Annotated in this window: 15 protein-coding genes and 1 pseudogene; 5 read left to right on the forward strand and 11 right to left on the reverse strand. The window is 66.5% G+C overall.

Annotated elements, in window-relative coordinates:
• Positions 1–9: 9 nt before the first annotated feature.
• Complete coding sequence (locus L1892_RS14450; RefSeq protein ID WP_235724305.1) at positions 10–531, reverse strand: MarR family winged helix-turn-helix transcriptional regulator; 522 nt, start codon at positions 529–531, stop codon at positions 10–12.
• Between the two features lie 137 nt (positions 532–668).
• Here L1892_RS14450 and ygiD point away from each other — a divergent pair, with 137 nt between their 5' ends.
• Complete coding sequence (ygiD, locus tag L1892_RS14455) at positions 669–1439, forward strand: 4,5-DOPA-extradiol-dioxygenase (RefSeq protein WP_494516550.1); 771 nt, start codon at positions 669–671, stop codon at positions 1437–1439.
• A gap of 10 nt (positions 1440–1449) precedes the next feature.
• On the opposite strand, the pseudogene L1892_RS14460 reads toward ygiD, so the two are convergent.
• Positions 1450–2987, reverse strand: a pseudogene (locus L1892_RS14460) (class I adenylate-forming enzyme family protein).
• A 65-nt stretch (positions 2988–3052) separates the two neighbouring features.
• Positions 3053–3481: a nitroreductase family deazaflavin-dependent oxidoreductase gene (locus tag L1892_RS14465; RefSeq protein ID WP_235724307.1), complete on the reverse strand. Its 429-nt coding sequence runs from the start codon at positions 3479–3481 to the stop codon at positions 3053–3055.
• 221 nt (positions 3482–3702) lie between these two features.
• On the opposite strand from L1892_RS14465, the gene L1892_RS14470 reads away from it, so the two are divergent.
• Positions 3703–4284, forward strand: coding sequence for an HD domain-containing protein (locus tag L1892_RS14470; RefSeq protein ID WP_268900333.1), 582 nt, complete (start codon positions 3703–3705; stop codon positions 4282–4284).
• 63 nt (positions 4285–4347) lie between these two features.
• On the opposite strand, the gene L1892_RS14475 is transcribed toward L1892_RS14470, so the two are convergent.
• The 3 genes from L1892_RS14475 to L1892_RS14485 form a co-directional block, all read right to left on the reverse strand.
• Positions 4348–4950, reverse strand: coding sequence for an LGFP repeat-containing protein (locus tag L1892_RS14475; RefSeq protein WP_235724309.1), 603 nt, complete (start codon positions 4948–4950; stop codon positions 4348–4350).
• Between the two features lie 72 nt (positions 4951–5022).
• Positions 5023–5475: a PaaI family thioesterase gene (locus tag L1892_RS14480; RefSeq protein WP_235724310.1), complete on the reverse strand. Its 453-nt coding sequence runs from the start codon at positions 5473–5475 to the stop codon at positions 5023–5025.
• Positions 5476–5532: 57 nt separating this feature from the next.
• Positions 5533–6060: a Uma2 family endonuclease gene (locus L1892_RS14485; RefSeq protein WP_235724311.1), complete on the reverse strand. Its 528-nt coding sequence runs from the start codon at positions 6058–6060 to the stop codon at positions 5533–5535.
• Between the two features lie 252 nt (positions 6061–6312).
• Here L1892_RS14485 and L1892_RS14490 point away from each other — a divergent pair, with 252 nt between their 5' ends.
• Positions 6313–7035 carry a mycothiol-dependent nitroreductase Rv2466c family protein gene (locus L1892_RS14490; protein WP_235724402.1) on the forward strand — a complete coding sequence of 241 codons (723 nt, stop codon included), beginning with the start codon at positions 6313–6315 and terminating at the stop codon, positions 7033–7035.
• Between the two features lie 24 nt (positions 7036–7059).
• Here the strand turns inward: L1892_RS14490 and L1892_RS14495 are convergent, their stop codons facing one another.
• On the reverse strand, positions 7060–7251 hold the full coding sequence (locus L1892_RS14495) for a hypothetical protein (protein ID WP_235724312.1): 192 nt from the start codon (positions 7249–7251) through the stop codon (positions 7060–7062).
• A 443-nt stretch (positions 7252–7694) separates the two neighbouring features.
• The gene (locus L1892_RS14500; RefSeq protein ID WP_235724313.1) at positions 7695–8153 is read right to left on the reverse strand and encodes a cupin domain-containing protein; all 459 of its coding nucleotides are present in this window, start codon (positions 8151–8153) and stop codon (positions 7695–7697) included.
• A gap of 173 nt (positions 8154–8326) precedes the next feature.
• Here L1892_RS14500 and L1892_RS14505 point away from each other — a divergent pair, with 173 nt between their 5' ends.
• Both L1892_RS14505 and L1892_RS14510 read left to right on the forward strand, forming a co-directional pair.
• The gene (locus L1892_RS14505) at positions 8327–9157 is read left to right on the forward strand and encodes an S-methyl-5'-thioadenosine phosphorylase (RefSeq protein ID WP_235724314.1); all 831 of its coding nucleotides are present in this window, start codon (positions 8327–8329) and stop codon (positions 9155–9157) included.
• A complete protein-coding gene (locus tag L1892_RS14510; protein ID WP_235724315.1) occupies positions 9154–10197 on the forward strand; it encodes an NAD-dependent epimerase/dehydratase family protein in 1044 nt (347 codons plus the stop codon). The genes L1892_RS14505 and L1892_RS14510 overlap by 4 nt, the downstream gene beginning before the upstream one ends.
• Here L1892_RS14510 and L1892_RS14515 read toward each other — a convergent pair.
• Genes L1892_RS14515 through L1892_RS14525 form a run of 3 tightly spaced genes read right to left on the reverse strand, consistent with a single transcriptional unit; the run spans position 10177 to position 13361 of the window.
• Entirely contained in the window at positions 10177–11262 is a 1086-nt protein-coding gene (locus tag L1892_RS14515; RefSeq protein WP_235724316.1) for a sensor histidine kinase, read from the reverse strand. The two genes, L1892_RS14510 and L1892_RS14515, sit on opposite strands and share 21 nt — an antisense overlap.
• A complete protein-coding gene (locus L1892_RS14520; RefSeq protein WP_235724317.1) occupies positions 11259–11960 on the reverse strand; it encodes a response regulator transcription factor in 702 nt (233 codons plus the stop codon). The genes L1892_RS14515 and L1892_RS14520 overlap by 4 nt, the downstream gene beginning before the upstream one ends.
• 15 nt (positions 11961–11975) lie before the next feature.
• Positions 11976–13361, reverse strand: a complete 1386-nt coding sequence (locus L1892_RS14525; protein WP_235724318.1) for a glycosyltransferase family protein — start codon at positions 13359–13361, stop codon at positions 11976–11978.
• Positions 13362–13431 lie beyond the last annotated feature (70 nt).

Here is a 13431-nt window from a genome sequence, read left to right on the forward strand (position 1 = left end):
CCGTTTCTCTCACGTATCACGCGGGTCGACCCGACCATCCCACATGGTCGGGTCTTCCTGCGGCGAGGGCAGATCCAGTCCGAGTGCGGACATGTGCGGCAACACACGATCGATGACCGAGTTCAGGTGTGCGAGATCATCGGCGTCCAGGGCATCGAAGATCAGTCGCTGCGCCTCGGTGCTGTGTCTCGGCGCAGCCGCACGCACCAGGTCCATTCCGGCTTCGGTGAGCATCACCGACACGGCACGACGGTCGCTGCCGTCGGACGACTTGACCCGTCGCACCCACCCCCGACCCTCCATCACCGTGACGGCGTGCGACAACCGACTCTGCTCACTGTGCGCGAGGACCACCAGACGCCGCATGCCGATGGTCTTCTCTGGCGCCTCCGACAGCCGGAACAGGATCATGTACTGCGAGTGGGTCAGCCCGCTGTCGCGCCGCAACTGAACGTCGAGAGCATCGTCGAGCAGCATCGACAACGTCAGGAACCCACGAAACGCCCGCTGTTCGTCCGGAGTGAGCGTCATGATCGCAGCGTAGCAAGTTCTTGAACTTTCATACAGATGGTCGTACGATCAGAATTCATGAAGATTCATGCACACTCGCATGCGCTTCCTCGACCGACTGCGAAGGAACGACAATGACCGCTGCATCCCCCTCGACGATGCCGATGGCGTTCCTCGGGCACGGCAGCCCCATGAACGCGATCGAACACAACCGCTTCACCCAGTCGTGGGCAGAATTCGGCCGGTCGGTCCCCCGCCCGCGAGCCATCCTGATGATCAGTGCCCACTGGTACATCAACGCCACCGCGGTCACCGGCATGGCGCGGCCCCGCACGATTCACGACTTCTACGGATTCCCGCGCGAACTGTTCGAGTTCGACTATCCGGCACCGGGATTGCCTGATCTCGCCGGTGAGGTCGCCGAGGTCGTGAAACCCACCTGGGTGGGCACAGATGCCGATAGCTGGGGTATCGATCACGGCGCGTGGTCGGTACTCGCGCACGCCTTCCCCGACGCCGACATCCCGATCGTCCAATTGAGTATCAACGGCGAACGCGATCTGGACTACCACTTCGATCTCGGCGCACAACTGGCCCCGCTGCGCGAATCGGGTGTGTTGATCATCGGCAGCGGCAACATCGTGCACAATCTGCGCGCCGTCGACTTCTCGGTCCCGGAGTCCGGCTACGCCTGGGCACAACGTTTCGACGACGCCGCACGCGAGGTCATGCTCACCAACCCCGCCGACTACCCGACACTGGCCGGCCACAACGACTATGCCGCGGCGGTGCCCACGCCCGACCACTTCCTACCCTCGGTGTATCTCGCCGGCCTGGCGGCCGGCACCTCCGACGACTCGTCCACAACCGTCCTCGTTGACGGTTGCTCGTACGGGTCGCTGTCGATGACGTCCTATGTGGTGGACTGACGCGCCCGCGTTACCGCAGCGGGTTTCCCCACGTCACCTCGTCCCGGATCCGACGTTTGAGCAGCTTCCCACCCGCGTTACGCGGCAACGCTTCTCCCGACACGGCGGCAAACTGCGGCACCTTGAAGTCGGCCAGGCTGCGCCGGCAATGGTCGAGGACGGCGTCGAGGTCGAGCTCCCCGGACTCCGACACCAGCACCGCACCGACCTTCTCGCCCATCACGTCGTCGGGCACCGGCAGCACCGCGGCGTCCAGCACGCCGGGGGCCGACAACAGAACCGCCTCCACCTCGATACTGGACACGTTCTCGCCCCCACGATTGATGATGTCCTTGATCCGGTCGACGATGTGCACGCGACCGGCATCGTCGACCCGAACGACGTCCCCGGTGTGTAACCACCCGCCGATGATGGTGTCCGCATCCGCATCCGGGCGTTGCCAGTAGCCGCCGGTCACGTTGGCACCGCGGACCACGAGTTCGCCGACACTCCGGTCGTCGCCGATCGGCACGATGCCGATGTCCACCGACGGTACGGCGTAGCCCACCGAGTCGGCGTGGGCGACGGCATCCGCGTCGGGCAACACCGTGATGAGTGACGCGGACTCGGTCATTCCGTAGCCGTTCATCACCGTCGCCGCGGGAAAGCAGCCTGGAGTTGTTGGACGAGCGTGGGCGCGATCGGCGCCCCGCCGTAGCCGACGACCCGCACCCCGGACACGTCCGCGCCGGCAAAGGCGGGATGTCTCAACAGCAATGCGTAGACCGCCGGAACCGTGATCAGGTAGCCGATCCGCTCGACCACCACGATGTCGGCCATGGTCGCAACGTCGAGCTGCGGCATGATCACCGACGTACCGCCGACATAAGCGGCCACCAACAGCTGCGAGTTGCAGCCGGTCACATGAAACAGCGGCACCGAGACCAGGGTGCGGTAATCCGAACCCAGATCGCGGGAGATGCCAGAGCACCGGATCATGTTCTCGGCATTGGCGATGAACGCCTCGTGGGTGGTGGGCACCCCTTTCGGACGGCCGGTCGTTCCCGAGGTGTAGAAGAACGCTGCGACGTCGCGAGCCGTGAGGTCGTCGGCGACGTACGGCTCCCCGATAGGCAGCGGCGTGTCCGGGGTGAGATCCACCCGCACCGCGGCATCGTCGAGCACGAATTGCACTTCGGCGTCGGTCATTCGTGTGTTGACCGCCACCACCACACCGCCGGCCAGCACGGTGCCCCAGAAGGCCAGCACCCAGTCCACACCCGCCGCGTACCGTAGTGCGACGCGATCGCCCTTTGTCACGCCCTGCTCTCGCAAACCGCCCGCCACGCGGCACGCCTCGTCCCACAACTGGGCGTACGTCAGGCGGCGTCCACCGAGTTCGACGACGGCCTCGTCCTTCGGAGCCGACAGGGCACGCTCGCGGACAACGTCGACCAGCGTCGCCGGCAGACCCGTGTACCGGGGCACGCCATCGTCGTCGCGGACGACGCCGGAGACGCCGAAGGGATTCCGGTCACGACCGATCTCAATGACGGCGCTGTCACTCATTCTTCGTTTGTACTCCGGGACAGCCGCCGACGACCCCGCTTCGACGCATCGACGCGCGCGAGTACTCAGACCCGTCGCAACGCCAGCACCGGGATCGTGCGGACACCTGCGGTCTTGGCCTCGTACTCGGCGAACCCCGGATACCGCTTGGCCTGTTCGGCGTAGATACGGTCGCGGTCGTCGCCGACGACCTCATTGACGGCGACGTCGAAGGTCTCGGTGCCCACCTCCACACGGGCGCTTCCGGACGCGGTGAGGTTGTGATACCAGGCGGGATGGGTGGGGGCACCGGCCTTGGACGCGAAGATGTACATCAGCGCCGCATCGTCGTCATCGGGCATGAACATCAGCGGGGTGACGTTCTGCTTGCCGCTCTTGCGACCCGTGTGATGCAGCAGGACCATCGGCGCACCTTCGAACGGGCCACCCACCTTGCCCTCATTCGCACGGAACTCGTTGATGATCTGCGTATTCCAGTCGTCGGTCTCGCTCATGGTCACTTCCTTCGTCGCACGGTCGATCCCCCTGCGACCATTCCTACCCCGCCCGGGACGATCGGACGCGCGAACCGGCCAGAACGCGGCCGATGTCACGGCGACTCTCGACTGTCTGATGCACCAGGTAGTGACGTAGTGCACACAACTCGCGTTGAGACTTACTGCCTAGTAACCTTCGGGGTGATAGTCGGGGGTTGGTCATGAGTGAAGATGCGAGTATGCACCCACTGGTGCTTTCTGCAGCGGAATTGTCACGAAAACTATTGACACCATTGCCATCACGTTTGAGGCACACCGAAGGTGTGGTGTCCAGGACGCTGGGGCTGGCCAAGACGGTACCCACCGCGGATCGGCCGACGCTGATCGCGGCGGCGTGGTTGCACGACGTCGGGTACGCGCCACAATTGGCGTCCTGCGGATTCCATCCGATCGACGGTGCCCACCACCTCGAGTCGCTGGGATGGTCGCCGGAGATCTGCGCTCTGGTGGCCCACCACTCCGGAGCGCGATTCTGCGCCGAGATACACGGCCTCGGCGAGGAACTCAGCAGCTTCGAGTTCACCGAAGACGCCGTCAGCGACGCCTTGACCGTGGCCGACCAGACGTCGGGACCACAGGGACAGTATCTGCCCCTCGACGAGCGCATGCAGAACATGCTGACGCGCCACGGCCCCGACTCGGTCAACGCCCGCGCCCACGCGCAGCGCGAACCGTACTTCCGGTGCGCCTGGGCCCGCGTCGCCGTACGCCGACTATTCGCCGATTGCGCCGTCGATCATCGCGTACTCATCGCTGGTTGACCGCGGCCAACGCCACTACGACGTGGCCAGAGCCGAGGCCGCATCCGCTGCCGGCGCCGACACTCACGGCCAGAAGATCGTCCCGTTGGCGAAGTCCTGGGCGAAGCGCGACCCGACACGGTACTCGCCGCCGAGCGGCACACCGTAATACCCGCCGGCCGCCCCCGTGGCCCGCCACTTCTGCAGGATACCGCCCCACACGATCTGCGCACCGCCGGTCTTGCTCCAGCAGATCGACCCCCCGGTGAAGTCGTTGGCGCGTCCGCTGCCGGCCTTGAACTCATTGGTGACCGGGAATCCGAGCGGTCCGCGCTCGGCGCCCGCCGCCTGCCACCGCTGCCGGATGGCGCCGCCGATCTGGTGCGCGGTGCCATTGTCGGCCGACGGGTGCCAGTAGAAGGTGACATCGCGGGCGAAGGTCTGGTAGCGACCGCCCTTGGCCGCAGCGCGTTCGTCGGAGGTCGGCACACCCCACTTGAACACGCCACCGCTGCCGAGATAGGCCTCGCCGATCTTGCCGCCTACCGCGTGGCCACCGAGGACCACGTCCGCGGACGCCGGTTGGATGAATCCGAGCGCACCGAACACGAGAGTCATCATGACTACCGCGGTGGTGCGGAGGGCTCGTCGGGCCAGCGGACGCGGAGTTGGATCAGGATTCGGCATCCCCGGCAGTGTACGGACCCACCGAAACCGGCTGCCGGTGAGGCATCGGACATCCGTCGCGGGAGGTCGTATTCACCTGGGCCGCCATCGTTTCCACACCGCATGTCCGGTGGCGCGGACCTTCTCGTCGAAACGCAGTTCGACATCACAGACGATCTCGGCCTCGACCGATTCGACGATCGTCGCGCGGAGCTCGACCGGCAGATCGAGCGGGCTCGGTCGGACATAGCGGACGTCGATACCCGCGGTGACGAACGGCAACAGCGCTCCGTCGAGTGAGTGCCACCCCTGCACCGACGCCTCGTTCATGACCGCCGCGGCGCTGTGGCAGTCGAGCAGTGTGGCGATGATGCCGCCGTTCAGATACCCGATCCCGTTGTCGTGCTCGGGCCACGGTGTGAACGTGGCGATGACGCGCTCGCCGTCGACAAAACTCTTCAGGCGCAACCCGCGCTCGTTGGCCGGTCCGCAACCGAAGCAGTTCATCGTCGGGAACAGCCGGTCCTGCACTGCGATGGTGTCCACAGACTGCAAGTATCCGCCTGGACGCCCGACCTGGCGAGACTTTGCCTCGGCCCGTCGTCACCGCTCCAGCGAGATCCGCATCGGCCACGGGGTCGACGTCACGATGTCGCCGACGAAGCCGGTCGCCACGTAACCGCCCGGTGTCAGCTCCAATGCAGTCACCGAGAGGTCTTCATCGACGATCCAGTAGTGCGGGATGCCCGCCTCGGCGTATTCGCTGCTCTTGGTGACGCGATCGGTGCGTCGCGAGCCCGGCGACATCACCTCGATGGCCAGCGCCAGCTGATCGGCGGTGATCGGGAACTCCACGGACGTCGTGGAGCGAACGATGAGGTCGGGCACGCGCACGGTGGCCGGGGTGTTGGGATCGATCACGACATCGACCTCGATCAGCACCTCGAAGCCCGGTGGGAGCTGGTCGCTGAGTTGAGTGGCGAGACTCAACACCACGCGTGCGTGCGCGGGTCGCGGCCGAGGCGCCACTATCCGCACACCCTCTTGCAGTTCGACTCGGACCTCACGGTCCTCGCCGCTTTCCCACCACTCATCCAGCGACAGCAAATGGGCGCGAGCTGGGCGGGACATGCTCAGGAGTGTAGTCGGGTTGGTGAGCTCGGGATGGAAGGCCGCAGCTCATCGGATCGGACGAATCGAGTACGAGACCTCGCGCTCTGCAGGGTGAATGGCCACGGAGCCGAATCTGTCATGTCGAGGCTCAATCGTCAGACGATGACCCGATCTGTGCACAACCTGGTCAACATTCCACGGAAACGCCGGCCACCCATCGTGCGCGCTATGGTCGAGTCCGAGACCCGTCCGCAACCGGAAGCGACACCGATGTCCGACATCAACTTCTACTTCGACCCGGTCTGCCCCTTCGCCTGGATGACCAGCAAGTGGGTTCGAAAGGTCCAGGCGCAACGCGACTACAACGTCGACTGGCGGTTCATCTCGCTTCGGCTGCTCAACTCGCACATCGACTACGACAGTCATTTCCCGCCCGAATACGAGGCCGGGCACACTGCGGGACTGCGATTGCTCCGGGCCGCCGCAAGCGTGCGACGCGAACACGGACGAGAACCGATCGGACGACTGTACGAGGCGTTCGGCACGCGGATCTTCGACTCGCACACCGGGACCTACATCGTCGATGGACGCGATGATCGAGGCACCGAGAACTTTCTGAAACCCGTGCTGGACGAACTGGGCCTGCCGGCCCATCACGCCGCCGCGCTGGACGACACATCGTTGGACGCGGAGATCCGGGCCGAGACCGACGAAGCGCTGGGGCTGACCGGCCGCGACGTCGGCACGCCGATCATCCACTTCGAGCCGCCAGAGGGGGTGGCGTTCTTCGGCCCGGTCATCAGCCGCCTGCCCAGCGACGAAGATGCCGTCGAACTGTGGGATCACGTCGTCGGGCTGGCCCGCTTTCCCGGTTTCGCCGAACTGAAGCGCAGCCTGCGCGAGCGTCCCCAGCTGACCGCGTTCGGGGTGGACACCACCGAAGCCGGGTTGCAAGAGGACTGGCACGGCGGGAGCCGGCGCACCAAGAAGTGAGTGGCCGGACCGGCCGGGATCGGATCACCGCGCGACCACGACCACCGGCGGCTGCTCGGTCGACTCGGTGGCAGGTGCGGGGCTCTCGGCAACGGCGAACATGATCAGTCCCATCATCAGGATCTGCGGGACGGCGACCGCGGTGGTGTCCAGCATCGACGTCCAGCGGCGATGCGCCCAGCGCGGCGTCGGGACCGTGTGTGTTCGCGCGGCCATGGTGTACTCCTCGTCTCGGTGTCCTCACCGATGAGGTTCGCCGACCACGCTTGGGGATCACTTGAGGTTCACTGGTCGCGAGCTGTGTAGCACCCGCCTTCTGTGTGTCGATCCAGCAGAAATGCGCCCCACAGAAGCACCCCGCACAGCACCTTCGCAAACACTGTGTTCACGAACGTGCTGGTAGGGGCGCTATTGTGGGGCGCATTTCGCCTAGCGGCCGTCCGACGTCCCGGGCCGGGCCGAGCCGGTCGGCTGTGCTCAGATGATGCTCACGACCAGATTCCAGATGGCGACGCCCAGGTTGTAGATGGCGATGATCATTGGTGTTCCTCTCGTAGACCCGGTTGGGGTTCCGGCCCATCGGCCGAACGAGAGTAGGACGTTGCCGGAGTTCGCGAATGTTCCCGGTTCGCGCCGTCAGTTCCTGTGACTCGCGCCGACTACGGTTGCGCGCATGGCGGCGCCGCCGCGTCCTGTGACAACGGCTTGCCCAGCGGAATCAGATAGAGCACGTCGAGCACCACGGGTACGTCGCCGAGATTCTCGCCCTCATGCGTATTCTGCTGCCCGCGCGGCTCTTCGATGATCGTCCCAGGACCGTAGATCGTCGGGACGCAGTCCGGGCCGGGGTGGGTCAGCGTCCCCGATCGCACCAGTCCGACCAGATCGCCGTCGTGATAATGCCAGCCGGTGGTGCCACCGGGAGCGATCGTGATCTCCCGCACGGCCACATGGACGCCGTCGGGGACGAACGGCAGCAGTCCGGCCGGGACGTCCCCCTCTGCCACCGTCACCGCGGAGATCCCCGACGACGGTGTGGCGAGCGCGGGTGAGGTGCCGACACCGGAGAGCGCCGCAACCACGCACAGTCCGGCGAGAACGCGCAGGGATCGCAGCATGGTCGAAAGGTACCGCGCGCACCGGGCGCGTTCACCGTGTTCGGACAACCTGCCCGGTCGCTGTGCGAAGTCCGCGGCCACGCCACCGGCAACCACAGCCCGGCCGGTGACGAAAGTGTGACCGTCGTGCCAATCTGCGCCCCCGACCGGAGTTCCTCGGTGATGATGGCTGCATGGTCGAACGAGACGCAGCGATCGGGGTCATCGGCGGTTCGGGCTTCTATTCGTGGTTGGCCGAGGAGGCGGCATTCGACGACGTCGTCGAGCATCGTGTCCAGACCCCCTTCGGCGATCCGTCGGCGGTCCTGACCGAGGCCACCCTCGACGGTCGGCGCATCGTCTTCCTCCCCCGCCACGGCGCGCGCCACGAATACCTGCCACACACCGTCCCTTACCGGGCGAACCTGTGGGCGCTGCGGTCGGTGGGCGTTCGCCGCATCCTCAGCGCATCCGCAGTTGGCGGGCTGCAGCCAGACAACGGGCCGGGCACGGTGATCGTCCCGGATCAGCTGGTGGACCGTACCGGAGGACGCGCCCAGACCTTCTTCGATCGGCTACCAACCGGCCACTCGCACGGGCCGATCCACGTGTCGCTGGCCGACCCCTACTGCCCTGCGCTGCGAGCGGCGATGACCCGGTCGGACGCGGTCGATGGCGGCACGCTGGTGGTGATCGACGGCCCACGGTTCTCCACGCGCGCCGAAAGTCGTTGGTATGCCGCCCAGGGTTGGTCGGTCATCAACATGACCGGGCACCCCGAGGCGGCGTTGGCTCGCGAACTGCAGATCTGCTACGCGAATGCCTGCCTGGTCACCGATCTCGACGCCGGCGTGTCCGAAGGCGATGGGGTGACCGCGGCGGAGGTGTTCGCCGAGTTCTCCCGAAATCTGCCGACATTCGCCGGCCTGCTGCTCGACGCGATCCGCACAATCGATGTGTCAACCCACTGCCCCTGCGCAACAGGTGATCACGATGTGGACGCCGTGCTCGCGGAGATCTCGTGACCCGGGTTCTGGTCACCGGCGCAGCCGGATTCATCGGGTCACGCATCGTCGGTCAGTTGCGCGAGCAGGACATCGACACCGTGGCCGTCGACGCAATGATCGCCGAGGCCCACGGCCGCCGGCCGCTCACCCCGGACGGGGTGACGCAGGTGGATGTGACCGACGTCGACGCGATCGCCGACCTACTCGACGGCGTCGACGTGGTGTGCCATCAGGCGGCGATGGTCGGGATGGGCGTCACCGCCTCGGATGCACCGCTGTACGCTCGACACAACGACCTCGGCACCGCGGCCGTGCTGGCGGCGATGCATCGCGCCGGGTGTGGCCGGCTCGTTCTGGCGTCGTCGATGGTGGTTTACGGCTCTGGTCGGTTGCGGGCAGCCGACGGTAGTCGGGTCGAGCAGCTCCCAGTCCGCGATCCGGCCCGCACCGACGCCGGAGATTTCGAGTATCACACCAAGGACGGGCAGCTCATCTCCTGGGAACTGACCGGTGAGGACGCACCGCTGCGCCCCACCAGTCTGTATGCGGCGAGCAAAGTGGCCCAAGAGCATTACGCGCGTGCGTGGTCCATCGCGACCGGCGGTGCAGTGGTCGCGTTGCGCTACCACAACGTGTACGGACCGGGAATGCCGCGGGACACCCCGTACGCGGGAGTCGCGTCGATCTTCCGCTCCCGACTCGCCGCCGGACAGGCCCCGCTGGTGTTCGAAGACGGCGGCCAGATGCGCGATTTCGTCCACGTCGACGACGTGGCACGGGCGAACACTATGGCGATCACCGCGCACACCGAAGGTTTCTCCGCACTGAACGTGTGTTCGGGACAACCGATCTCGATCGGCGAAGTGGCCGGTGTGTTGGCGCGGCGCATCACCGGACCGACTCCCATGGTGACCGGCGAGGTGCGGCCCGGCGACATCCGGCACATCGTCGCCGATCCGACCCGAGCACGGGAGACGCTGGGTTTCACCGCGCGCATCGGCCCCGACGAGGGTCTCGCCGAATTCGCGACGGCGCCGCTACGTGATGCGGCGCGCTGACCGGCCGAGTTCGGCGCGGACCGACGTATCCGTACGCGGTGCGCGCGGTGTGTGGGGCAGCACCACCTCGAATCGGCTGCCCCGTTCGGTGTTGGCCGCGACGATCTCACCGGCGTGCGCCTCGATCAGACCGCGGGCGATCGCCAGACCCATACCGGAGCCGACGGGCAATCCGTCGGCGTTGACCGGACTACGCGACGTGGTGCCCCGGTAGGCCACCTCGAAGATCCGGGGCAGGTCCTCGTCAGGGATTCCGGAGCCGTCGTCGTCCACCGCGATCGACACGCTCGCGCCGAGGTCGGCGACCACCAGATCCACCGCTCCACCGCGCCCGGTGTGCGCGATCGCATTGACGACCAGGTTGGTCAGGACACGTGAGAGCGCCGACGAACTCGCCGTGGCCACCACCGGCGTATTCGGGGCGACGACACCGAGGGAGATGTCGGCGCGGCGAGCGGCGCCACCGAGAGCGGTGGTCACCTCGTCGACCACCTCCCGGACGTCGACCGGCTCCAACTCCAGGGTCATCGCACCGGAATTGATGCGCGACATCTCGAACAGGTCATCCACCATCTGCGACAACCGGATCGTGTTGGTGTCGATCTCGCGGGCGAAGTCGGCGATCTCGTCCGGCGAGGTGACCACCTGATCCGACAGCGCCTCGGCCAGCGCCTTGATGTCGGCCAGCGGAGTCCGCAGATCGTGGCTCACCCAGGCGATCAGTTCGCGACGCGAATGTTCGGCGGCACGTTCCTGCGCACGCATCTGACGTTCCCACACGGTGCGTTTGGCCTGTAAATGGCCGAGCAGCAGGGCCAGCGGCGCGGTCACCAACGCCACCGCCGCAAGCACTGCGACCACCCGCGAACTGTCGTCGGTGAACATGAAGCCGCTGACCCCGAAGATCGCGGTGAAGGTTGCCGCCAACGGCACCAAGATGATGGCGACCATGTTGGCACGCAACGACATTCCCCGGATGAGATAGATCACGGCGGCGCCCGCCGCAGCGATCGGCGCCGTCATCGCCAGCGCCACCGCGAAGATGCGTAGGGTCTCGGTGTTCACCTGTTGCTCCGCTCTCGCGGCGCCGGCGCCGCGTTCCATCGGTACCCGCGACCCCACACCGTCTCGATCCGTGCCGCCGCACCGAGTTTGGCGCGCAGCCGTTTGACGTGGACGGTGACCGTCGAGATGTCGCCGAACGTCCACCCCCACACCCGGTCGAGCAGTTCCTCGCGCGTGAATACCGCGTCCGGGTGCGCGACGAAGAACTCCAACAGATCGAATTCGCGTTTGGTGGTCGAGATCTCACGCGTCCCGACCAACACGGCACAGGACGCCGGGTCCACCGAGATCTCGCCGTCGGTGATCGACGCCGCCGGCGCGGTGTGGTTCGCCCGTGCCCGCCGCAACACCGACTGCACCCGCAGGCTCAGTTCGCGGGGGCTGAAGGGTTTCGCCACGTAATCGTCGGCGCCGGATTCGAGCCCGGCGACACGGTCGTCGGCTTCGCCGAGCGCGGTCAACATGATGACGGGCAGGTCGGCGTGGCGGCCGGCGCGGATCGTCTCGCACACCTCGATGCCGTCGCCCTCGGGCATCATCACGTCGAGGATGGCGAGATCGATGGGCTCGGCGGCGATGTGGGCAAGTGCCGCGGCACCGGTGTCCACCACCGTCACCTCCATTCCGTCGCGTTGCAGATAACGCCGTACGACGTCGGCGACCACCCGGTCGTCGTCGGCCACGAGTATGCGCACCATCACCCACCTCTCGACTCACCAATAGGTCAACAGCAGATGGTTGACGAGCAGCGCCAGGGTTGCCTGTAGCACCAACCAGATTCGCTGATGCCGGATCGGCAGCAGTCCGGTACCGACCATCACCCACAGCGAGAACGGTAACCAGATCCGTTCCGTCTCCGCCTTGCTGAGCGCGCTGAGGTCGGCGATCACGATGGCCGCGAGCCCACCGAGCAACAACACCGTGGGCGCACTGTGCCACATCCGTCGCGGTGGCCACCGAAATGCGCGCCCGACTCCGGCCGCAGCCGCCGGACCGAGTACGCAGAGGGTGGCCGCCAGATTGGCCCAGCCCCAGTACGCGAACGGCCGATCGCTCGCGATGCCCTGGTAGTACCGCTCGACAACCAGGTGATAGCCGTCGAGCCACCAGAATCCGCTGGCCCAGAACGCCACCACCGCGATGAGCGCACCGGCACACGCCCACGGCAGCGGACGCGCGGTCCGGGCGGCGAGCAGAACCGCCAGCGCCACCACCCCCACCAGGATGAGTCCGTAACTGAGGAAGATCCCGAAACCGAGCAGCACGCCCGCCACCGTCGCCCACAGTGCTCGTCGCCAGCCACGTTCGGTCGCGGCCACCGCGATCAGGGCCACGCCCCATGCCGCGACCGCCATGAAGTAGCCGTCTGCCGAGACGCCTACCCACACCCAGCCGGGAAACAGCACCAGAAACGGTGCGCATCGTCGTGCCCATCGTTCGTCACCGAGTCGTCGCACGGCGATCAGCACGGCGACCGCAGCACTGGTACCGGTCACGATGCACCAGGTACCCGCCCAGGCCCCGCCGCCGAGACCCATCCGATCGAGCACCACGAAGCTCAGCAACGCGCCGGGCGGGTGTCCGGACACATGCGTCGTCCACGAATCGGGCTGACCGTCGACGATGCGGTCGGCGAACTCCCGCAGCATCGTCGGGATGCTCGCCACGCCGGACACCTCCGAGAGGTACTCGTCGGGTCGCTCCAACCGTCCCGCGTAGCCACGCTGTGGACCATCGATCAGCGCAAGACTCACCGTCCACGCCAGAGCCCAGGCCCAGGTCACCACGCACAATCCCACAAATGACAGGCGCAGCGCCAACGCCGGCATGGCCACCACCGCCAGTACCGCGATCACGATCGCCGGAACGGTACCCGGGCCCGTATGCGGCAGCCAGTGCGCGAACAACGGTGGCGCCTCGGCGAAGATCCGGGCCAGCAGCGTTCGGTCGAACACCAACGGCACCAGAGCGGCAACGGATACCAGAAGCACTGCGATACAGACGCTTACGATGTCTCGACGCAGGCGAACAGGAGGCGGCGCGGCAACGTCTGCGCCGTTGTGCCCCTCCCGTTCGTCCTCGGTCACCGTGTCGGCCATGCTGCAACGCTATTGGTTTCACACCGTCGGCGGGCGTCGACTGTCAACCCGTCACACTTCTGTCATCACC

This window comes from Gordonia tangerina (assembly GCF_021556435.1).
GTDB classification, from domain to species: domain Bacteria; phylum Actinomycetota; class Actinomycetes; order Mycobacteriales; family Mycobacteriaceae; genus Gordonia; species Gordonia tangerina.